At 59.9% G+C, this 21,802-nt stretch carries 20 protein-coding genes and 2 pseudogenes; 10 read left to right on the forward strand and 12 right to left on the reverse strand.

All coding sequences use genetic code 11. The features are described 5' to 3' along the window. The first annotated feature begins 56 nt into the window (after positions 1–56). Positions 57–623, forward strand: a complete 567-nt coding sequence (locus AB4N33_RS01635) for a DUF4174 domain-containing protein (protein WP_476456264.1) — start codon at positions 57–59, stop codon at positions 621–623. Positions 624–716: 93 nt separating this feature from the next. Here the strand turns inward: AB4N33_RS01635 and ampC are convergent, their stop codons facing one another. Continuing rightward, positions 717–1,883: a class C beta-lactamase gene (gene ampC / locus AB4N33_RS01640; RefSeq protein ID WP_476456265.1), complete on the reverse strand. Its 1,167-nt coding sequence runs from the start codon at positions 1,881–1,883 to the stop codon at positions 717–719. Positions 1,884–2,043: 160 nt separating this feature from the next. On the opposite strand from ampC, the gene AB4N33_RS01645 reads away from it, so the two are divergent. Next, a complete protein-coding gene (locus tag AB4N33_RS01645; RefSeq protein WP_460141245.1) occupies positions 2,044–2,919 on the forward strand; it encodes a LysR family transcriptional regulator in 876 nt (291 codons plus the stop codon). A 57-nt stretch (positions 2,920–2,976) separates the two neighbouring features. Here the strand turns inward: AB4N33_RS01645 and gudD are convergent, their stop codons facing one another. Both gudD and AB4N33_RS01655 read right to left on the reverse strand, forming a co-directional pair. Next, complete coding sequence (gene gudD, locus AB4N33_RS01650) at positions 2,977–4,320, reverse strand: glucarate dehydratase (RefSeq protein WP_460122457.1); 1,344 nt, start codon at positions 4,318–4,320, stop codon at positions 2,977–2,979. Between the two features lie 25 nt (positions 4,321–4,345). After that, the gene (locus AB4N33_RS01655) at positions 4,346–5,671 is read right to left on the reverse strand and encodes an MFS transporter (RefSeq protein WP_460142116.1); all 1,326 of its coding nucleotides are present in this window, start codon (positions 5,669–5,671) and stop codon (positions 4,346–4,348) included. Positions 5,672–5,971: 300 nt separating this feature from the next. Here AB4N33_RS01655 and AB4N33_RS01660 point away from each other — a divergent pair, with 300 nt between their 5' ends. Then, positions 5,972–6,688, forward strand: coding sequence for a FadR/GntR family transcriptional regulator (locus tag AB4N33_RS01660; protein ID WP_460122459.1), 717 nt, complete (start codon positions 5,972–5,974; stop codon positions 6,686–6,688). Positions 6,689–6,701: 13 nt separating this feature from the next. Here the strand turns inward: AB4N33_RS01660 and AB4N33_RS01665 are convergent, their stop codons facing one another. Continuing rightward, positions 6,702–8,663, reverse strand: coding sequence for a methyl-accepting chemotaxis protein (locus tag AB4N33_RS01665; RefSeq protein ID WP_476456266.1), 1,962 nt, complete (start codon positions 8,661–8,663; stop codon positions 6,702–6,704). 182 nt (positions 8,664–8,845) lie between these two features. Beyond that, positions 8,846–9,760 carry a DMT family transporter gene (locus AB4N33_RS01670; protein WP_476456267.1) on the reverse strand — a complete coding sequence of 305 codons (915 nt, stop codon included), beginning with the start codon at positions 9,758–9,760 and terminating at the stop codon, positions 8,846–8,848. 96 nt (positions 9,761–9,856) lie between these two features. On the opposite strand from AB4N33_RS01670, the gene AB4N33_RS01675 reads away from it, so the two are divergent. Then, positions 9,857–10,720, forward strand: coding sequence for a LysR family transcriptional regulator (locus AB4N33_RS01675; RefSeq protein WP_460122463.1), 864 nt, complete (start codon positions 9,857–9,859; stop codon positions 10,718–10,720). Between the two features lie 10 nt (positions 10,721–10,730). Here AB4N33_RS01675 and trhP read toward each other — a convergent pair whose 3' ends face one another. Beyond that, the gene (gene trhP, locus AB4N33_RS01680) at positions 10,731–12,056 is read right to left on the reverse strand and encodes a prephenate-dependent tRNA uridine(34) hydroxylase TrhP (RefSeq protein ID WP_476456268.1); all 1,326 of its coding nucleotides are present in this window, start codon (positions 12,054–12,056) and stop codon (positions 10,731–10,733) included. A 162-nt stretch (positions 12,057–12,218) separates the two neighbouring features. Between trhP and AB4N33_RS01685 the strand changes: the two genes are divergently transcribed. Continuing rightward, on the forward strand, positions 12,219–13,280 hold the full coding sequence (locus AB4N33_RS01685; protein WP_460122467.1) for an AI-2E family transporter: 1,062 nt from the start codon (positions 12,219–12,221) through the stop codon (positions 13,278–13,280). Here the strand turns inward: AB4N33_RS01685 and AB4N33_RS01690 are convergent. From AB4N33_RS01690 to AB4N33_RS01700, 3 genes are all read right to left on the reverse strand, one after another. Beyond that, positions 13,277–13,459, reverse strand: a complete 183-nt coding sequence (locus AB4N33_RS01690; protein ID WP_460122469.1) for a hypothetical protein — start codon at positions 13,457–13,459, stop codon at positions 13,277–13,279. The genes AB4N33_RS01685 and AB4N33_RS01690 overlap by 4 nt on opposite strands. A 112-nt stretch (positions 13,460–13,571) precedes the next feature. Then, on the reverse strand, positions 13,572–13,766 hold the full coding sequence (locus AB4N33_RS01695; RefSeq protein WP_460122471.1) for a hypothetical protein: 195 nt from the start codon (positions 13,764–13,766) through the stop codon (positions 13,572–13,574). A gap of 235 nt (positions 13,767–14,001) precedes the next feature. Continuing rightward, positions 14,002–14,373, reverse strand: coding sequence for a hypothetical protein (locus AB4N33_RS01700; RefSeq protein ID WP_460122473.1), 372 nt, complete (start codon positions 14,371–14,373; stop codon positions 14,002–14,004). 190 nt (positions 14,374–14,563) lie between these two features. Here AB4N33_RS01700 and AB4N33_RS01705 point away from each other — a divergent pair. After that, a pseudogene (locus tag AB4N33_RS01705) lies at positions 14,564–15,376 on the forward strand (shikimate 5-dehydrogenase); the annotation flags it as partial. A gap of 124 nt (positions 15,377–15,500) precedes the next feature. Here AB4N33_RS01705 and AB4N33_RS01710 read toward each other — a convergent pair. After that, the gene (locus AB4N33_RS01710) at positions 15,501–16,145 is read right to left on the reverse strand and encodes a YceH family protein (RefSeq protein WP_476456269.1); all 645 of its coding nucleotides are present in this window, start codon (positions 16,143–16,145) and stop codon (positions 15,501–15,503) included. Between the two features lie 208 nt (positions 16,146–16,353). Between AB4N33_RS01710 and AB4N33_RS01715 the strand changes: the two genes are divergently transcribed. Further along, positions 16,354–16,863: a DUF1993 domain-containing protein gene (locus tag AB4N33_RS01715; protein ID WP_460122479.1), complete on the forward strand. Its 510-nt coding sequence runs from the start codon at positions 16,354–16,356 to the stop codon at positions 16,861–16,863. A gap of 178 nt (positions 16,864–17,041) precedes the next feature. Here the strand turns inward: AB4N33_RS01715 and sstT are convergent, their stop codons facing one another. After that, a complete protein-coding gene (gene sstT, locus AB4N33_RS01720; protein ID WP_460122481.1) occupies positions 17,042–18,262 on the reverse strand; it encodes a serine/threonine transporter SstT in 1,221 nt (406 codons plus the stop codon). A 275-nt stretch (positions 18,263–18,537) separates the two neighbouring features. Here sstT and AB4N33_RS01725 point away from each other — a divergent pair, with 275 nt between their 5' ends. After that, positions 18,538–19,692 carry an MFS transporter gene (locus AB4N33_RS01725; RefSeq protein ID WP_460122483.1) on the forward strand — a complete coding sequence of 385 codons (1,155 nt, stop codon included), beginning with the start codon at positions 18,538–18,540 and terminating at the stop codon, positions 19,690–19,692. A 4-nt stretch (positions 19,693–19,696) separates the two neighbouring features. Here the strand turns inward: AB4N33_RS01725 and nhaR are convergent. Beyond that, positions 19,697–20,597, reverse strand: a pseudogene (gene nhaR, locus AB4N33_RS01730) (transcriptional activator NhaR). 135 nt (positions 20,598–20,732) lie between these two features. Between nhaR and AB4N33_RS01735 the strand changes: the two are divergent. Continuing rightward, a complete protein-coding gene (locus tag AB4N33_RS01735) occupies positions 20,733–20,972 on the forward strand; it encodes a hypothetical protein (protein WP_476456270.1) in 240 nt (79 codons plus the stop codon). A 28-nt stretch (positions 20,973–21,000) separates the two neighbouring features. Continuing rightward, positions 21,001–21,750 carry a TerC family protein gene (locus tag AB4N33_RS01740; protein ID WP_460122489.1) on the forward strand — a complete coding sequence of 250 codons (750 nt, stop codon included), beginning with the start codon at positions 21,001–21,003 and terminating at the stop codon, positions 21,748–21,750. Positions 21,751–21,802 lie beyond the last annotated feature (52 nt).

A 21,802-nucleotide genomic window follows, 5' to 3' on the forward strand; every position in this document is an offset into this window, starting at 1 on the left:
GGAACGAACGCCGCGATGCGCAATCACTAGAGCGTGGATATCAAAAGGAGATGCGCATGCTCATCAGGTCACTGACCCTGACAACCTTGCTGGCCTTCGCCGGTCCCTTGCTCGCTGCTGATGGTGATTCGCCGTTGGATGTCCAGAAAGGCCTGTCCCGACCGCTGATCGTCATCGCCCAAAGCACGGTGGACCCTGTCTGGGTCAACCTGAAAAAATCCCTGGAAGACCCGGCCAACAAGCAGGGGATCGCTGATCGCAACATCAAGGTGTACAGCGTGCTGAACATGTCCGGCCAGCTTGATGGCAAGGACATCGGCCAGCAGGACACCATGGCGCTGATTCGTGCGTTGAAACTGGGGGCGGGGGCGTTGCCCAAAGTGATATTGATCGGTAAGGACGGCGAGAAGAAGTTCGAGAGTTCAGGTGAAGAGGCGAAGTCCACGGACCTGAAAAAAATCTTCGATACCATCGACGCCATGCCCATGGCCGAGAAGGAAGCCGCCGCCGCCGCGCCACCCCCACCTCCCGCTGCCGAACCGGCCCCGGCCAAAGGTGCGAAGAATGCAAAACCCGCCAAGCCGGCGAAACCGGTCAAGCCGCCCGAGCAGCCGGATGATTGAGCGGGCGTGAGTCCGGACCCATTCGTCGATTCGTGAACCTCCTGCAGGTTGAGGGGCAGGGGGTATCTGGGCTCAGCCCGTCTATTCCTGAAATCAATGACCCAATGCCTCCAATACCGCATGGGCGATCTTGATTCGCTCGGCATTCGGATAATTGCGGTTGGCCAACATCACGATCCCAATCTGCTTCGCGGGAACATACGCGACATAGGCGCCAAATCCGCTGGTTGAGCCGGTCTTGTTGAACAGTGCATCCTGACGAGGAGGTTGGGGAGGATTGAGCCATCGCACCGGGTTGGCCTCATAGGCCATCTGCGCTGAATTGCCCGCCAGCAAGGTGTCGAGCTTGACCGGATAGGGATAGAACTCCCAGCCCAGACCCTGAGTCGTGTCGCCTACCTGGTAGTAGCCGGTGTGGGTGAGGGCGATGGCCTGTTGCAAGGGCTTTTCCAGTAGCGCCGGTTGCATGTTCGCCTGCACGTAGCGGATCAGGTCCGCCGCGCTGGTCTTCACCCCATAAGCTTCCGAGTCCAGCGCTCCCGGGCCGACCCGTACCGGCTTGTCATCCTTGTTGTAGCCCTGGGCGTAAAGCCCCAGTTGATCCTGCGGGACCCTGAGGAAGGTGTGTTTCAAACCGAGTTTGGGCAGCAGGGTCTTTTCCACCGCCTCATCGAACGGCAAGCCAAGACGTTGCGCGGCCAGGTAACCGAACAGTCCAAGACTCGGGTTGGAGTACTGGCGATGGCTGCCCGGGGCGTACACCGGTTTCCAGTGTTTGAAATAGCCGAGCATTCCGTCCGGCGTGTCCGCCTCGGCGGGAAACTGCAACGGCAACCCACCGCCGGAATAGGTGCCCAGTTGCAGCACGCTGATGTTATCGAACGCACTGCCTCGCAGGGCGGGCCAGACCTGGCTGGCCTTGTCGGTCAAGGACAGTTTGCCACTGGCCTGGGCGTATGCGGCGAGGGTCGCAGTGAAGGTCTTGCTGACCGAACCAATCTCGAACAGTGTGTTTTCGCTGACCTTTTCGCCTGTTTCCTTCGAGGCAACGCCGTAATTAAAGTAATGTGGCTTGCCGTTCACGGTGACGGCGACTGCCAAGCCAGGGATGCCTTGCTGCTGCATGAGTGGTCTGACGATGCTGTTGACTGTCGCTTCAATCTGCGAGTCCGTTGCATTCGCGGCCATGCCGTACCCTGTGCTGAGGAGAAGTCCGAAAGCGCTGTAGGATAAGGCCTTGCTGAGCTTTAAGTTGTGCATGTGTACGCTGCTGTTCATGAGGTTTTTGTCATGTGTGCCCGTTCGGAGCGAGCGATTCCCAGGGGGCCGCCGATGAGTGTGGCGAAAATCTATTCACTTTTCCGCCCTGGGACAAACGATGTTATTTGGGCCTGGTCATTAGAAAAATTTGGGAGTCAGCATGATTCGCCCGCAATTGCCACTCAATGCGCTTCGAGCCTTCGAGGCATCGGCCCGGCATCTGAGCTTCACCCGAGCGGCGGTGGAACTGTGTGTGACGCAGGCGGCGGTCAGTCATCACGTCAAGAGCCTGGAAGCCCAGCTCAAGGTGACACTGTTTAAACGCTTGCCCCGGGGGCTGATGCTGACCAGTGAAGGGGAAACCCTGTTGCCGGTGCTGCGTGAGTCTTTCGACCGCATCGCCGCCACACTGGAACGTTTCGAGGGCGGGCATTTTCGTGAAGTGTTGACGGTGGGGGCAGTGGGGACGTTCGCGGTGGGGTGGCTGATGCCGAGGTTGGCGGACTTCCAGGCGAAATATCCCTTCATAGATCTCCGTCTGTCGACCCATAACAATCGTGTGGATGTTGCCGCCGAAGGTTTGGACTATGCGATTCGCTTCGGTGCCGGGGCCTGGCACGGCATTGAGGCGGTGCGCCTGATCGAGGCGCCGTTGTCGGTGTTGTGCGTGCCGCAGATAGCCCGGCAATTGCAGACTCCGGACGATCTGTTGCAGCAAACGTTATTGCGTTCCTACCGCACGGACGAGTGGCCGCAGTGGTTTCAGGCCACCGGTCTTGCACCTCATGTCGCGCCGCCGCGCAGTATCGTCTTCGACTCGTCACTGGCGATGATGGAAGCGGCACTGCAAGGCGCGGGGGTGGCGTTGGCACCCCCGCTGATGTTCGCCCGGCAATTGACGGTCGGGGCCATCGAGCAACCGTTCGCCATTGGCATCACCACCGGCAGCTACTGGCTGACACGTTTGCAGTCTCGGCCCGAAACCTCGGCGATGGCGGCGTTCAAAGGGTGGTTATTGCAGGCTGCCCTGTCTTGACCCAATTCCCGTAGGAGCGAGCTTGTCGAGGCGTCGACAGGCTCGCTGAGGTGTGTCTCAACGCACCAGACACGGCCGCTTGTTATCAAACTTCCACCCCGGTATCAGGAACTGCATCGCCACGCTGTCATCTCGCGCGCCGAGCCCCATGCCCTTGTACAGCTCGTGGGCCTTGGCCAACTGATCCATGTCCAGCTCGACGCCCAGCCCAGGTTTGTTCGGCACCTGTACGCAACCACCGACGATTTGCAGCGGTTCGCGGGTCAGGCGCTGACCGTCCTGCCAGATCCAGTGCGTGTCGATGGCGGTGATGTCGCCCGGTGCCGCGGCGGCGACGTGGGTGAACATGGCCAGGGAAATGTCAAAGTGGTTGTTGGAATGCGAGCCCCAGGTCAGGCCCCACTCATGGCACATCTGCGCGACCCGAACCGAGCCCTGCATGGTCCAGAAGTGCGGATCGGCCAACGGGATGTCCACCGATTGCAACTGGATGGCGTGCCCCATTTCCCGCCAGTCGGTGGCGATCATGTTGGTGGCGGTTTTAAGGCCGGTGGCACGGCGGAACTCAGCCATGACTTCGCGTCCCGAGTAGCCGTTTTCCGCGCCACAAGGATCCTCGGCGTAGGCCAGCACTTGATGCTGATCGCGGCACAAGCGAATCGCTTCCTTGAGTGACCATGCACCGTTCGGGTCGAGGGTGATGCGCGCCTGCGGGAAGGTTTCGGCCAGCGCAGTCACGGCTTCGATCTCGGCATCGCCGCTCAGTACGCCACCTTTGAGCTTGAAGTCCTGGAAGCCATACCGCGCGTGAGCGGCTTGTGCCAGGCGCACCACTGCCTCGGCGGTCATGGCCTTTTCGTGACGCAGGCGAAACCAATCGTTGTCAGCGTCCGCTTCGCTGCGATAGTCCAGATTGGTCTGTTCCCGGTCGCCGACATAAAACAGGTAACCGAGCATCTTCACTTCGTCACGCTGCTGGCCTTCGCCGAGCAGGGCGGCCACCGGAACGTCCAGGTACTGGCCGAGCAAATCCAGGAGCGCGGCTTCCAGGCCGGTGACGGCGTGGATGGTGATGCGCAGGTCGAATGTCTGCAGGCCGCGACCGCCGGCATCTCGGTCGGCGAAGGTCTGGCGCACCTGATTAAGAATCTTCTGATAACTGCCGATCGGACTGCCCACCACCAGCGAGCGGGCATCTTCCAGGGTCTGGCGAATTCGCTCGCCGCCCGGTACTTCGCCGACGCCGGTGTGGCCGGCGTTGTCCTTGAGGATCACCACGTTGCGAGTAAAGAAGGGGCCATGGGCGCCGCTCAGGTTGAGCAGCATGCCGTCGTGGCCGGCTACTGGGACCACCTGCATGCTGGTGATGATCGGGGCTTTGGCGGTGTCATGTGCGGTCATGTTGTTGTCCTTATCAGAGGCCATGTCAGGCGTGCTGTGGCGCAGGTTTGTCAGCAGCCACCGGTGGTGCGGTTTTGGGTGTATTGCGGGCCGCGAAAACGATGATTGCGGCGATAATCGAAGTGGCGGCCAATCCGTACAACCCGCCCTGGATCGAGCCGGTGTGTTGTTCCAACAGGCCAAAAGTGGTCGGCGCGACGAAGCCGCCGAGGTTGCCCACCGAGTTGATTAGCGCAATCACCCCGGCGGCGATTCGCGCATCCAGGTAGGCCTGGGGAATCGGCCAGAACAGCGAAGACGCGGACTTGAAACCCAGCGCCGCGAAACAGATGGCCACGAACGCGAAGATCGGCCCGCCGGTTGTGGACATGAACATCCCGGCTGCGGCGATCAGCAGTGCCGCAGCCACCCAGGCTTGCTGGTGTTTCCATTTCGTCGACAGGGAGGCAAAGGCGTACATGCCGACGATCGACAGCAACCACGGGATCGAGTTGAACAGGCCGACCTGAATGTCGCTGAGGTCGCCCATTTTCTTGATGATGCTCGGCAGCCAGAACGTCGCGGCGTAGATGGTCAACTGGATGAAGAAATAGATCAGGCAGAACAGAATGATCTGGCGATCCTTGAGCAGCGTCCCCAGGGAGGGTTTGACCGGTGAGGCGGCTTCGCGGGCCAGTTGTTCGGCGTCGATGGCCTGAACCAGCGCGTCCTGTTCTTGGCGGTTCAGCCATTTGGCGTCATGGGGCTTTGAATCCAGCCAGAACCACACGAACACGCACAGGCCTACCGAGAACATGCCTTCAATGAAATACATCCATTGCCAACCGTGCATCCCAAGCCCGTTGATTTGCAAGAGCAGCCCAGACAGTGGGCCGGAGATCAGCGATGCCACGGCCGACCCACTCAGGAAAATCGCGATGGCCTTGCCACGCTCGGCGCCGGGCAGCCAGCGAGTGAAGTAGTAGATCACCCCCGGAAAGAAACCGGCTTCCGCCACGCCCAGCAGAAAACGCAGGATGTAGAAGTGGGTTTCGTTCTGGATGAAGGCCATGCTGGCGGCGACCAGGCCCCAGGTCAGCATGATGCGAGTCAGCCAGACTCGGGCACCGACTTTTTGCAAAAGCAGGTTGGAGGGGACTTCGAACAATGCATAACCGATGAAGAACAGACCGGCACCGAATCCGTAGGCGGCAGCGCCGATACCCAGGTCGTGTTCCATGTGAGTGCGGACGAAACCGATGTTCACGCGATCGATGTAGTTGACGATGAACATGATGACGAACAGGGGCAGAACGTGGCGTTTCACTTTCGCGATGGCGGATTGCAGGACCGGATTGACGCCGTCGTGCATCCCGGTAAGGGGTGTGTTCACTTGATTGTCTCCCACTGATTATTTTTATGCGGGGTATTGCTAGGTGCTGCTTGTTGAGAGACATCATACAACTGCGTTTTTTTGTTCTGCAAGGGGTTGCATCCCAGTAATCTTGGGTTTTATCGGGATGCCCTGTCTTTTTGTGGTTTTGTTTTCAGTGTTTTTTGGCGGCTTACGGCGAGTTTGTTGAGTGTTGTCATACAAGTTGGCGCGTGTTTATTCCGGCTTCCGCTCATCCGCAGTGCTACGATGGCGTCAATTGCGCTTTCGGATGAGCCCATGCAAGAAGAACTCGACGCGCCTGCCCGCAAGCGCACTCACAACCTGGCTCATGACCTGGTGAGCAAGTTGACCCAGAGCATCCTGCTCGGCCAGATGCTGCCGGGGGACAAGCTGCCATCGGAAAACAGCATCGTTGCCGAGCACGGCGTCAGTCGCACGGTGGTGCGCGAGGCCATCTCGAAGTTGCAGGCGTCGGGGTTGGTGGAGACGCGGCACGGCATCGGCACCTTCGTCATCGAACGTGCGCCGGAGCAGGGGTTGCGGCTGAATGTCGACACCGCACTGGGAGTGCGCAGCATCCTGGAATTGCGTCTGGGCCTGGAAACCCAGGCCGCAGCGCTGGCAGCCACGCGGCGAACCGATTCGCAACTGGTCCAAATGCGCCAGGCCCTGGACGATTATCAACGTTTGCTGGCCAACAACGACAGTTGCGTCGAGGCCGACCGGCGCTTTCATTTGTTGATTGCAGAGGCCACCGGCAACGCCTGTTTCAGTGAAATCATGCAGCACCTGGGCAGCGCCATGATTCCCCGCACCCGGGTCAACGCCGTCGAACGCGGCGCCACGGATCTGAGCAAGTTGGGACAGCTTGCCAACCTGGAGCATGAGGCCATTCTCAATGCCATCAAGCGCCAGGACGCCGATGCGGCGCGGGCCGCGATGTGGCTGCACCTGACCAATAGTCGCGACCGGTTCCTCGCCGCTCGCGACTGACGTGCACTGACGGCTAGGCCATCTTGAACCGGTTGACCAGTTGTTGCTGGTATTCGGCCAGGCGGGCCAGCTCCTGGCTGGTGATCGCCGTCTGCTCGGCGCCGGCACTGACCTGAATCACCAGGTCATTGATCTCGTTCACGTTGCGGTTGATGTCCTCCGACACCGCGCTCTGCTCTTCGGCTGCCGAGGCGATCTGAATGTTGCGGTCGTTGATACGGGCGACGCCGTCGGCGATCTCCACCAGCAATTCACCTGCGCGTTCAACTTTGCTTGCGCCGTCCTGCGCCTTGTCGAGCGTTTCCTGCATGGAAATGACCGCGTGATCCGACCCGGCTTGCAGGTTGCTGATCATCTGCTGGATGTTGCCTGTGGATTCCTGGGTTTTCTGCGCCAGGGTGCGCACTTCGGAGGCGACCACGGCAAAACCGCGACCGAACTCTCCAGCCCGGGCCGCTTCGATTGCTGCGTTCAGTGCCAGCAGATTGGTCTGTTCGGCGATGCCGCGAATAACGTCGAGCACCGAGGAAATCGCGTGGCTTTCATCCTTGAGATTGCCGATGATCTGCGCGGTGTCCTCGGCTTGGCCTGACAATTGGCGGATCAGGCTGATGGTGCTTTCGATCTCGGCGCGACCTTGCTCGGTGCTGAGGTTGATCTGCCGCGACATCTGCGCAGCGTCGTTGGTGCTTTGCGCGACTTCACGCACCGTGGCGCTCATTTCATTGATCGCGGTAGCGACCTGTTCGGTGCCCTGGCGCTGCTGGTCAACGCTCTGGCTGGTCTGGATCGTCACCGCAGACGACTCCTCCGCCGCCGTGGCCACTTGCGCCGTGGCGTTGCCGATTTCCTCGATAATCCCCCTGATTTCTTCGGCCATGCGATTGAGGTTGAGGGAGATCTGGCCGAACTCGTCCTTGCTCTTGTAGGTGGCTCGGGCGGTAAGGTCGCGTTGGGCGAGGCCGTCGAGTACCCGGTTGACGTCGCTCACCGCCAGATTGATGGTGCGGATGATGATGTATGAAAGCAGTGCGACTACCAGTAACGATACGACCATCGCGCCAATCGTCAGCCATAGCGCACGGCTGGCGATGTCGCGTTCATGCATGGCCAGGTTGCTCACGCTCTGGCTCAGGGCTTCTTCTACCTGGCCCATCAGGTCGATGCGCTGGGTGGAGGTTTGGAACCACATTTCGGGTTTGATGTTCAGCGGTTGGCCCAATGGAATTTCAAACGCCAGTCGTTGCAATCTGTCGACTGCGAGGGCGACTGGGCTTCGCATTTGTTCCTCGAACTGTTTCAGCGAAGCGGGCGGGGCCTTGCGGCGGAACGCATCGGAGTAGGCAGAGAACTCGCCCAGGTTGCTGCTGAAGCGCGACAGCAGGGTTTCGTCGAAGTAGCCCTGATTGAACACCAGGCCGAGCAGTACCCGATCGCGTCCGGCCCGTTCTTTCATTTCGATGAACTGGTTGAGCGCGCTGAGCGCGTGAATCACCCCGGCGTTATTGACGTTCGCTTCCAGGGAGTGGGTAAAGCCGATGAGCGTCTTGATCAGCCGGGTATAACGCTCACCCGACTCGGTCCCGCTGATACTCAACTTATCCACCTGCGCACGAAGGGCTGGCAGCTCATCCAGTGCACGAATGGCATCCACCAGTTGTGCATCGCCCTGGGCAGACAGCCCCCGCACGGCCTCGATCGAAACATTGGAACCGTTGCGCATTTGCGTCAGCTGCTGCGCCATGGACTTGCCGCCGCTGCCGAGGAATACACCACTGGCGCCGCGTTCGCGTTGGAGTGTGGTAATCAATCGACTCAATTTCTGCGCGGTGGCGCTGGCGGTCACCGTCTCATTCATGTCGTGCAGCGTTGCGTAGTTGCTCGACACAAACAGGCCCGACAGCAATAGAAACCCGAGAAGGGGCAGTGCCAGGATCAATAGCAGTTTCAAACGTAGCGGGGCATTTTTCAGCATGGCCCTTAACCCTCATTCCAATTAAATTCATTGAGGCGCTAAGTTGTCGTACCGCTATTTTTATCCGCGCACACCTGTGCTCGATGTTACGGCAATGGCTAAGTGCTATCGCCTTGAATCTGGCGCCAATAGTTTGCCTGGGGGGTCAATGTCCGATTGCTTTGATATGGATCAAAAAAGTGTCATTTATCACAGGTAGTCGATGAGTCGATGATCAGAGTCTTGCGCTCCAGGTTCAGCGCCAGCACGCTGATCAGCACGACCAGGGCGCCGACGACGATCATCAGGCTGGGGCGCTCGCCCAAGGCGAAAGACGCCATCACCATCGCTGTCGGTGGCACCAGGTACAGGGTCATCGTCGCCCGACTCAGGTCAACGTGCGCGAGCACGAATGCCCAGGCAAGATAGGCGAGCGCACTGGGAAACACGCCCAGCGCCAGTACAGCCAGTTGCACACGGGCGGGTGCGGTGGCCACTTGCGCCGCCAGCCCTGGCAGGTACACCAGCAGCAACACGGTTCCGGACCACACCGTGTAACACACGAGTGTCAGCCCGCTGTAACGCGCGCAATGATGTTTCTGCAAGGCAAAGTAAAGACTCCAGGACAGCGCGGCGAGCAGGATCAACAGACTATGGGCGTCGAGGCTGCCCAAACCACGGTCACCTGCGACCACGATCATCACGCCGATCAGCCCGAGCAATACACAGCCCCAGCGCCAGGCGCTCACCCGATCTTTGAAGACAAACCGTGCCAGCAACGTGCTGAACAAGGGTGTCGTTTGCGCCAGGACGCTTGATGCCCCGGCGCTCACGCCTTGCTGGCCGAAGTTGATCGCCACGTGATGCAGGCTCACGGCAAAAAAGCCGAGGCCGAACAGCAGCGGCGCATCGCGCAGGCGTGGCAGGCTGACGCCCTTGATCAAGGCGATCAGGGTCATGAGCGCAGAGGCCAGCACAAACCGCAGCAGTGCCAGGTGACCGGGGTCGTAAGCTTGCAGGCCGATGTGAATACCGCTGGGAGAATACCCCCAGCACGCCACGACAAAGGCCATGGCCAGGATGACTTTGAGGGGGGAGGCAGCAGCAAGCGCGGGCATGGTCGGGCACCAGTAGGCAGATGCCTGGAGTATCGTAAGGCGAACCATTCGCCACAAGTGACTTATACTGCTCAAAACGTTCACTTCAGGTGATGTATGGAGCTGGCCCAGATTCGTATGTTCAAGACCGTTGCCGACGTGGGCAGCATCGCCCGCGCGGCTGAGTTGCTGCATTGTGTTCCGTCGAACGTTACGGCGCGGATCAAGGCACTGGAGGCAGAGTTGGGCGTCGCGTTGTTTTTGCGCGAGGGCAGGGGGCTGCGCATCAGTGCGTCAGGGCAGACGTTTCTGGCTTACGCCTCGAAGATCCTTGCGCTCACCGCCGAAGCCAAGCGGGCATTGGACCCCGCCGCCGAGCCGTCCGGCCCGTTGCGCATCGGGGCAATAGAGTCGTCCGCGACGGGTCGCTTGCCGCGTCTGCTGGCCAAGTTCCACAAGCGTTATCCGGCGGTGGCGTTGGAGCTGACGACTGGCAGTTGGGGGCAACTGCTCGATGACACGGTTGGACATCGGCTCGACGGAGCGATAGTCGCGGTGGATGTCGAGCGCTCGCACCTCAAGCGCACGCCGATGTACCGCGAGGACTTGCTGTTGATCGCCTCGACATCAATGGGGCCGGTGCGTGACATCAACGACCTGCGGGACAAAACCGTGTTCATGTGGCCCCAGGGCTGCCCTTATCGCGCGGCGTTGGAACACTGGCTATTGCGCCAGGGCCATGCACTGCCGATTGTCAGCCTGGCCAGTTACGGCGCGATTGTCGGTTGCGTGAGCGCGGGGGCAGGCGTTGCGTTGGTGCCCAAGGGCGTGTTCGATCAGTACGCCAAGGGCGCCGGTTGCGCGGGGTACGAATTTCCCGACCTGACGGCCATCGACAACCTGTTTTACTGGCACGAAAACGCCGGGGTCCACCCGGCGCGAGAGGCGTTCGTGGCAATGTTGCGTGAAGAGTTTGCGTGATGAGGTGGGGTCAGGGCTTCGCCACATCTCGCATCAACAATCCAAACGCCAAATCCACCGTTTCCGGGATCGGCAGGTACACCGTGTGGCCATCACCCGGCGCGACGTCGATGGATTCGCCCTTGAGGTTGTGCAACTGGTGCAAGTCGAAATGGACGTTGCCGTTGGGGGTCATCAATTCCATGTGATCACCGAGGGCGAAGCGGTTTTTCACTTTCACCTCCGCCAACCCCTCACGCCTTGAACCGGTCAGTTCGCCGACGAACTGCTGGCGCTCCGACACCGAACTGCCGTTCTGATAATTCTGGTACTCGTCATGGACGTGGCGGCGCAGGAAGCCTTCGGTGTAACCGCGCTGAGCGAGGGATTCCAGGTCGGTCATCAGGTTGCGATCGAATTCACGCCCGGCCACGGCATCATCGATGGCCTGCCGGTAAACCTGGGTGGTGCGCGCGCAATAGAAATGGGACTTGGTGCGGCCTTCGATTTTCAGCGAGTGCACGCCCATGCGAGTCAGGCGTTCGACGTGCTGCACGGCGCGCAGATCCTTGGCGTTCATAATGTAGGTACCGTGTTCGTCCTCGAAGGCGGGCATCAATTCGTCGGGGCGATTGGCTTCCTGCAACAGGAACACCTGGTCGGTCGGCGCGCCGATGCCCAGCGTGGGTTCGGGCTCGAAGGTCTGGACGATATCGCCGACGACGTTTTCTGCCGCCTCCTGCACCGAGTATTTCCAGCGGCAGGCGTTGGTGCAGGTGCCTTGGTTGGCATCGCGCTTGTTCATGTAACCCGACAGCAGGCAGCGTCCGGAGTAGGCCATGCACAAGGCGCCGTGGACAAACACTTCCAGTTCCATGGCTGGCACTTGTTGGCGAATTTCCTCGATTTCCTCCAGCGACAGCTCCCGCGACAGAATGATCCGGCTCACCCCTTGCGACTGCCAGAACTCGACGCTTGCCCAGTTGACCGTGTTGGCCTGCACCGAGAGGTGAATCGGCATCTGTGGGAAATGCCGGCGTACCAGCATGATCAGGCCGGGGTCGGACATGATCAGCGCATCCGGCGCCATGGCAATCACCGGCTCCAGATCCTTGAGGAATGTCTTGAGCTTGGCGTTGTGCGGCGCGATGTTGACTACGACGTAGAAGCGCTTGCCCTGGCCCTGTGCCTCGCGGATGCCGAGTGCAAGGTTGGCGTGGTCGAATTCGTTATTGCGCACTCGCAGGCTGTAGCGCGGCTGGCCGGCGTATACGGCGTCGGCGCCATAGGCGAAGGCATAGCGCATGTTTTTCAGGGTGCCGGCGGGGGCGAGCAGTTCGGGCTTGGCGAGGGTCATGGGCGTGTCGATCGCAAAAGCCGGGCAGGGTAACGGCCTTGCCTGCGGGTTTCATTGATCTGGATCTATGCTTGGTGAACAAACCGATGGCACTCGCGCGAACCGTGGCGGACTAAGCAACAGGACGCGACCTGCGTCGCCTTGGACTGACATGGATCGGACATGAACGAACAGACGGTACACAACAAGTCGCTGGTGGTCCTGCTTGGGCTGGTTACGGCGGCTTTTATCTGGATTCTGCTGCCGTTCTACGGCGCGGTGTTCTGGGCGGTGATCCTTGGCATCCTGTTTGCGCCCATGCAGCGGCGGCTGCAGTTGAAGCTGGGATGGCAGCGCAACTTTACGTCAGCGCTGACCTTGGGCATCTGCCTGGTGATCGCCATTTTGCCGATGATCATTCTCGGCATGTTGTTGGTCCAGGAAGGCGCTACGGTGTACAAGCGCATCGAAAGCGGCGAGCTGGACATCGCCGGTTATGTCACGCATTTCAAGCACAGCCTGCCGGCGTACTTCCAGCATTTGCTCGATCGGGCCGGGGTCGGTGAGCTGGAGGGACTGCGCGAGAAAATCATCAAGAGTGCCGTGAGCGGCAATGAATTCATCACCAGTCAGGCGTTCAGCTTCGGCCAGGGCACATTCGATTTCCTGGTGAGCTTCTTCATCATGCTCTACCTGCTGTTCTTTTTTCTGCGCGACGGTGCCGAACTGGCGCGCAAAATGCGCACCGCCATACCGCTGGAAGAACACCAGAAGCGCCGTTTGCAGCTCAAGTTCAATCGGGTGGTGCGGGCCACAGTCAAGGGCAACCTGGTGGTGGCCATGACGCAAGGTGCGCTGGGCGGGCTGATTTTCTGGTTTCTCGATATTCCCAGCGCGTTGCTCTGGGCGGTGCTCATGGCGTTTCTGTCGTTGCTACCGGCCGTCGGAGCGGGGATTGTCTGGGCGCCGGTGGCGGCGTTTTTCCTGTTCAGCGGGGCGATTTGGCAGGGCGTGGTGCTCGGGCTGTTCGGTGTGTTCGTGATCGGCCTGGTGGACAATGTGTTGCGCCCGATACTCGTGGGCAAGGACACCAAGATGCCGGATTACCTGATTCTCATCTCGACGTTGGGTGGCCTGGCCATTTTCGGCCTCAACGGCTTTGTGATCGGGCCCCTCATCGCGGCACTGTTCATGTCGAGCTGGGCGATTTTCATCGAAACGCAACCGCGGGTGCAGTTGCCTTAAGCGCTGAATCGCTCGGTGTCGAGGCGTCGAGACAAGGCCTGGGCGGCATTGAGCGAGGTGAGCGGACCGCTGATCGGTTCGCCGTCCTGCATCAAATACCAGCAGGCGAGCAAGCCGACCTCCCTGAGCGAGGCGGGAACGGCGCTGCCGATAACGGACATGATTTTAACCTGGGACATAAGTACCTCCATCAATCTATGGAGCTACCTTACGAGCCTGGTGCCTGGACGAGAAATCAACGCTTTCAATAGTGGTCATTGATGCAAGTGAGGCCAAGCGACCGTCTGTCGGTCAATCGACCACAAGATCCAGCAGGTGCATCACTTCCTGCTCGTTGAGCAGGCCCTTGCGCACCAGGTTTTCAGCCATCAGCGAAAGGAACTTGGCGTTGCGATGACCCTCGAGCTGCTTGAGTTCGGTCAGGGCGCTGTACACCTTGTCGCAAGTGCACAAGCTGGTATCGCGATGGGGGTTTTGCGTGGGCATGGGCTCGTCCTTGTTGTTATCAAGCAATTGTGGGCGGACAGAACCAGCTTGCGGACCTGTCATGCCAAAAATATGAACGCCTTGCCCAACCGGCACTGTCCCGACAGCGACCTCGACGAAAGGTATTCAGACCTTGGCGATGAATGGTTGCGAAAAGTCGAAGCGGCGAGTCCATCCAATACGGATCCACAGGCCTAAAAAAGCCCTGCTTGAGGCAGGGCTTTAATTGAGGTTGTTACCAGCGGCCGTATCCATGTGGCGGGCCATAATAGCCACGGGGCGGGCCGTAATAACCACGCGGCGGCCCGTAGTAGACCGGAGCCGGGCGGTAATAAATGGGTTGTTGTACGTACACCGGCGCTGGCTGGTAATAAACCGGTGGCGGCGGTGGTGCGTAATACACCGGCGCCGGCTCTGCATAGACAGGTTGCGGAGCGACATAGACTGGGCGGTTGCTGTTGATAATGGCCGAGCCGACGATGGCCGACCCGACGATCGCGCCAAATACCGCCGGACCTTGCCAGCCGCCACCGCCATGCGCTTGAGCCTGTCCTGCGACAGCCAGAGCGCCGATCAGCAGGGCCACTGCGGGGATTTTACGGATCATGATAGTTCCTCGATTCTTCAGCCCGGCGCCGGTGTCTGCGATAGACCCAGGGATTGTCGCGGGGATACCTATAAGACAGCGCTTCTTCTAAATTCTGCACAGCCGTTGGGTAAATTTTGTGTAAGGTCTGTACCGGTTTTTTTACATCGCACTGCCCGGCGCAGGCGCGTACCCATGAAGGAGATGTCTCATGCAGATGAACCCCAACAAAGACACCCTACTGTGCATGTCCCTGTCTGGGCGCCCTGGCAACTTCGGCCTGCGATTCCACAACCATCTGTACGAGCAGTTGGGCTTGAATTTCTATTACAAGGCGTTCAGCAGCCAGGACCTGACCGGCGCGGTGGCTGGCATCCGCGCACTGGGCATTCGCGGGTGCGGGGTGTCGATGCCGTTCAAGGAAGCGTGCATTGCACTGGTTGACGAGTTGGACGCCTCCGCCGCAGCCATCCAATCGATCAATACCATCGTCAATACCAACGGCCACCTCAAGGCCTACAACACCGATTACATCGCTGTCGCGCAACTGCTGGACACCCATCGGGTGCCCAAGGACTCAACCTTTGCCCTGCGTGGCAGCGGCGGTATGGCCAAGGCCGTAGCCAGTGCGCTGCGCGATGGCGGCTACAAGAACGGCTTGATCGTCGCCCGAAACGAAAGCGCCGGGCGCGCGCTGGCGCAATCGCTGGGTTACGAGTGGCAAGCCGAACTGGGGGCGCGCAACCCGCAAATGCTGATCAATGTCACCCCGATCGGCATGGCTGGGGGACCCGAGGCCGATCAACTGGCCTTCGACGCCGAGACGATTGCAGCCGCACAGACGGTCTTCGATGTGGTGGCTGTTCCTAGCGAAACACCGTTGATCGTGCGGGCGCGCGCCGAAGGCAAGCGGGTGATCACTGGCCTGGAAGTCATTGCGATCCAGGCGCTCGAGCAGTTTGTGCTGTACACCGGGGTGCGCCCGACGGTTGAGCAGTTTGAAAAGGCCGTGGCGTTTGCTCGGGGGGTGATGCGGTGGCTGTCCCGGCCCCATCGCGAGCAGGCTCGCTCCCACAGGCTATCGGTGATCCCTGTGGGAGCGAGCCTGCTCGCGATGGGGCCGGGACAGTCAACATCAGAACATCAGGCTATTCCAGCCGCGCCAACCGTTCTTCCAGCGCCGCAATCCGCGCTTCCAGTTCTTCGATCCGCTCCAACGAAACACCACCGCCAGCGCTGCGCTCGGTCGGGTTCTGGCGGGCGGCGAGGATCGCTTCGATGTCCGCCGGATCGCCCAGAGCGTGGGTATAACGATCTTCGCGCTGCCCGGCCTGGCGCGGGATCAGTACGGCCAGACCTCGGGCGATCAGGCGTTCCAGTTGGTGCACCACCTGTTCGGCATCTTCGAAATCATGCATGCGCCCACTGCGGGTCAACAGCTCGTTGACGGTCTGCGGTCCGCGCAGAAACATCAATCCGGTGAGAATCACCTGGGCTGGCACCAGTTCCAGCGCCTTATCGACTTTGTGTTCCCAGCGGTCGGCACGGCTGCCCATGACCAATTTGGCAAAGCCTCGACCTTCGAGAGCGCGCAGGCTCTGGCCGACCTGACCGTGAGTCAGGTTCATCACCGGTTCACGACTGGTTTTCTGATTGCAGGCAATGACCAGCGCATTGAGCGTCAGCGGATAGGTTTCCGGGCTGGTGGCCTGCTTCTCTATCAACGAGCCCAGAATGCGGATTTCCGTGCTGTTGAGCCGTGGCTCTTCGAACGTGGTTTCTTGCTCACTCATGAGGCTGCGTCCTTACGCGATTCATAATCTGATCCTGCTGGCATGCACTTTAGGCCGGCGCGCGCCAATGGCAACTGAATTCGCAGCAAACAGTCATCAAAACGCCATTGTTTCATGCCGTTATTTTTATCTGCGGGCAGACGCCGCAGGATTCGCAGCTCGCTATAATCGCTCCCACGTTTCACTCCTGTCATCACACGAGACTGCCATGACCATTTCCCTGTACGACGCATCCATTCCGGTTTTCAAGCAAATGCTCACCGCCCTGAGCGACGTCCTGCACAAGGCCGAAGCCCACGCCACCGCCAAAAACATCGACGCCAATGCGTTCCTGCAAGCGCGTCTGTTCCCGGACATGTTCCCGCTGGTGCGTCAGGTGCAGATCGCGGTGGATTTTGCCAAGGGCGTTTCCTCCCGCCTCGCCGAGGTTGAAGTGCCGAAGTACGACGACACCGAAACCACTTTCGCCGAGCTGCAAGCGCTGCTGACCAAGGTTTTGGCCTACATCGACGAGATCAAGCCTGCGCAGATCAATGGCAAGGAAGGCATCGAGATCGTGACGCGTCCGGGCACGCCGAAAGAGAAGCGCTTCAGCGGCCAGGCTTACCTGCTGAGCTATGGCTTGCCGCAGTTCTTCTTCCACGTCACCACCGCCTACGCGCTGCTGCGTCACAATGGCGTGGAAGTGGGCAAGCGGGACTATATGGGCGCGTTCTGACGCACACCCATTGCTCTGTAGGAGCGAGCTTGCTCGCGATGGTGGTTAACGATAACGCAAGGAAACTGACACCCTGCGGTGTCTGAGCCACCATCGCGAGCAAGCTCGCTCCTACAGAAAGCAGAAAGCCAAAAAAAACCGCAGCCAATTGGCTGCGGTTTTTTTTCATCCGTGCAATCTAAGCCTTCTGCTCTTCACCCAGGCAAGCCGCCGCCGTGAACAACACATCAGTGGACGAGTTCAGCGCAGTCTCTGCCGAGTCCTGCAACACACCGATGATGAAGCCGACCGCCACCACCTGCATCGCGATTTCGCTGGGGATCCCGAACAGGCTGCACGCCAGGGGAATCAACAGCAGCGAACCGCCCGCCACGCCCGATGCGCCGCAGGCGCAGATGGCGGCGACGACACTCAGCAAAATGGCGGTGGGAATGTCCACGGCGATGCCCAGAGTGTGCACCGCCGCCAGGGTCAGGACGGTGATGGTAATCGCCGCGCCCGCCATGTTGATGGTCGCGCCCAGCGGGATCGACACCGAATAGGTGTCTTCGTGCAGGCCGAGGCGCTTGCTCAGCTCCAGATTGACCGGAATGTTCGCCGCCGAACTGCGGGTGAAGAACGCCGTGATCCCGCTTTCGCGCAGGCACATGATCACCAGGGGGAAGGGGTTGCGACGCAGTTTCCAGAACACGATCAGCGGGTTCATGACCAGTGCCACGAACACCATGCAGCCCAGCAGCACGGCCAGCAGATGCACATAGCCGATCAGCGCGCCGAAACCTGAAGTCGCCAGGGTCGAGGCCACCAGGCCGAAAATCCCGAGCGGTGCAAAACGGATCACCAGGCGCACGATCAACGTCACACCGTTGGAAAGGTCATCAAGGACCTCGCGTGTGGTGTCGCCCGCGTGGCGAATCGCGATGCCCATGCCGATAGCCCAGGCCAGGATTCCGATGAAGTTGGCATTCATCAGCGCACTGACCGGGTTGTCCACCACGCTCAGCAGCAGACTTTGCAACACTTCACTGATGCCACCCGGCGCGGTCACGGCGACATCCTGGGTGCTGAGCACCAGGCTCGACGGGAACATCATGCTGGCGACAACCGCTACGACCGCCGCGCCAAAGGTGCCCAGCAGATAAAGGAAGAGGATCGGTCGGATGTGGGTTTCCTGGCCGTGTTTGTGATTGGCGATCGACGCCATCACCAGGACGAACACCAGGATCGGGGCGACGGCTTTGAGCGCCGAAACGAATACCTTTCCGATGAATGCCGTGGACTTTGCCACCTCTGGCGCCAGCAGGGCCAGGGCAATACCAGCGATCAGGCCGATGATGATTTGTGAAACCAGGCTCAAGCCTTTCAAGCGTTGCAACAGTGAAGGGGACGAAGCAGTCATAAAACAACATCTCTGAATGTTCAGGTGGTCGCGACATCGAGGCCGATCGCGAGCTGATGAGCAGGGGGTGGAAATCGCAGGGCGCGGATTTTATCACAGCGCCAGTCGTGGTCTTCCATCAGGCCCGTGACCAACTGTCACCCGATGAACACCTGATTTGCAGGTTCGTGCAACCAGCTTCGGACACACTCTGTTAACATTGGCCATCCTCATTTTCATCTCTGCCAGTGGGCCTTCGGGCTATCGCTGGTGCTGTCGTTTTTCTGGAGTTCTGCATGCTGTTGCCCATTCTTCTGTTGTCCGCCGCCGGTTTTACGGTGCTGACCACGGAATTTGTCATCGTCGGCCTGTTGCCGGCCATCGCTCGGGACCTTGAGGTCACGATTCCCCAGGCGGGTTTGCTGGTGACGTTGTTCGCCTTCACTGTGGCGGCGTTCGGGCCTTTTCTGACGGCGTACTTCGCCCGCTTCGAGCGGCGCAAGCTGTTCATTTCGGTGCTGATCATGTTCGGCCTGGCCAATACCCTGGCGGCATTCGCGTCGAACATCTGGGTCATGGCGTTCGCGCGGCTGATTCCCGCCCTGGGGCTGCCGGTGTTCTGGGCCCTGGCCAGTGAGACGGCGGTGGACATCGTCGGGCCGGATTACGCTGGGCGCGCCATCGCCAAGATTGGTTTTGGCATCGTCTGCGCAACGGTGTTCGGCATTCCGGTCGGCACGCTGATTTCCGACGCCTTTGGATGGCGCAGTGCTTTCGGCATTCTTGCGGTGATCGCCTTCGCCAAGGCTTTGCTGCTGTTTGTGTACCTGCCCAAAACCAGCCTGCATCAGCATCAGGTGAGTCTGCGTTCGCAGTTCAAGATCTTGCGCAGCCCCTTGATGATGGGCCACGTGCTGCTGTCGATCATCGTGTTCAGTGGCATGTTCACCGCCTACACCTACCTGGCGGACATTCTGGAACGCCTCGCCGGTTTCAACGGCACGGTGGTCGGCTGGTGCCTGATGGGCTTCGGTGCGGTGGGATTGATCGGCAACTCGCTGGGTGGGCGCGCGGTGGATCGTCATCCGTTGATCGCCTCGATGACGTTTTGTGCGTTCATGATCGCCGGCATGGTGACGCTGGTGCCGAACATTCACTCGCCGCTGGGCCTGGCCGCGGCGATGGGCATTTGGGGGGTGACCCAGGCGGCGTTGTTCCTGGTCAGCCATGTGCGCTTGATGAAGGCCGCGCCCGAGGCACCGGCGTTTGCCGCGTCGCTGAACATCGCCGGGGCCAATCTCGGCATTGGGCTGGGGGCGATGATCGGTGGCCGGGTGATCGACAGCGTCGGCCTGCAAGGCCTGGGGTTCGCGGCGGCGGGGCTGATCCTGATGTCGATTCTGCTGGCCATGGCGCTGATGACCTTCAAGCCCCGGCACGTCTGCGCCTGAGGCGTCAGAGCGCAGTAAACAGCTCGCGTCGGGCACCTTCGGTAATTGCAACGATGCCGGGGTGCTTGACCTTGCGTTCCACCGAAATGGCATAGAACGACTCGGTCACCGCGTCAGTCTGGCCCAGCAGCTCCACGCCGTACTGGCGCTTTACTTCATCGGCAATCACGCTCGGGCCGATGAAGATCCCACTCCCCGATTGCCCGAACGCCTGCATCAAGGCGCTGTCATCGAATTCGCCGACAATCCGGGGTTGAATCTGCTGTTCGGCGAACCAGCGCTGCAAACGGCTGCGCACGACGGTTTCCGGGCCCGGAATCAACAGTGGGGCACCGTGCAGGCTACGGGGAAAATCCTGGCCGTATTGCCCCGCCAGTTCTGTCGTGGCGAAAAAACTGATGCCGCATTCACCCAGCTTCTGGCTGTAGCCCTTGATATCCAGGTGCGAGGGCATCGGGCTGTCGGAAATCACCAGGTCCAGCCGCTGGATCGCCAGGTCGGCGAGCAAGCGTTCGAGTTTGTCCTCGCGACAGGTGATGCGCAGGGGTTCGTGCAACTCCATGGTTGGGGCGATCAGGCGATGCACGATGGATTTGGGCACGACATCGGCCACGCCGACCCGAAACAGGATCTGCTGCTCATTGGGTTGTGCCCGCAACATCAATTCCAGCTCACCTGCGATCTGAAACATCTGTTCGGCATAAGGCAATGCCTGGCGCCCGGCCTCGGTGAGTTCCAGTTGCCGACCGACCCGGCGAAACAATTCGATGCCGTAGGTCTGTTCGAGCAGTGAAATCTGTCCGCTGATGGTCTGTGGCGTCAGGTTCAGTTGCTCACTAGGCACGTACGATGCTGCCGGTCTTGGCCACCACCCAAAAGTAATGCAATTGGCGATAGTTGATCATGGTGCCCTACAGTTCGTAAAAAACGAAGTATAGCCGCTAAAAATACGAATTTTACTGAAGTGTTCATCTCCCTAGAATGCCTCGCTATCAGCGGGCCAGGTTTCGGCCCGATCTGTTCTATCGAGGAAAAGGATCATGAAGCTTAAATCCACGGCATTGTTGATCGCGTCTTTACTGATACTGGCCGGTTGCGACCAGGCCGAAAAAAGCGCCCAGCAACTGATGGGCAAGGCAGCCGAAAGTGCCAAGCAGGCCATCGACGACACGCACAAAGCAGCCGAGCAGGCGCTCAGCGACGCCACCGGCGGGCTCATCAGCAAGAAAGAGTCATCAGGCGAAGATAACGAAAAAACCGAATCTTCCCAGGAAATCTAAACCGTCTTAATCGAGTCAGGACTGACCCATGGAATACCTCTTAGAACTTGCTGCAAGCCCCACCGCCTGGGTCGCCCTGGCCACGCTGGTGGTGATGGAGATCGTGCTCGGCATCGACAACCTGATCTTCATCTCGATCCTGACCAATAAACTGCCGGAGCAATATCGCCAGAAAGCGCGGCGTCTGGGTATCGGCATGGCATTGATCATGCGCCTGGCGTTGTTGAGCACCATCGCGTTCATCGTGCAGTTGACGGCGCCTGTCATCGAGATACTTGGCCACGCGTTCTCCTGGAAGGACATGATCCTGATCGCCGGTGGTCTGTTCCTGTTGTGGAAGGCAACCACCGAGATCCACCACAGCATGGACCCGGCGCCAGAGGACCCGAAAAGCGCCACCTCGACCGTCACCCTGGGTTTCGCTGCGGCTATCGGGCAGATCCTGATGCTGGATATGGTGTTCTCCATCGACAGCATCATTACCGCAGTCGGCATGACCGAGCATTTGCCGATCATGATCATTGCGGTCGTGGCTTCGGTACTGGTGATGTTGTTGGCCGCTGACCCGCTGGCCAAGTTCATCAACGACAACCCGACGGTGGTGATGCTGGCGCTGGGCTTCTTGATCATGATCGGCATGACGCTCATTGCCGAAGGCTTTGGCGCCCATGTACCCAAAGGCTACGTCTATGCGGCCATGGCGTTCTCGGCAGCGATCGAGGTGTTGAACATGATGTCCCGGCGGGCCAAGCAGAAGCGCGTCAGCGCCGAGGCTTGAACCACAACGTAAATGAAACGGCCGCCTGCGCTCGAAAGAGCCCAGGCGGCCG

The sequence above is a fragment of the Pseudomonas sp. S1_E05 genome (assembly GCF_056337105.1).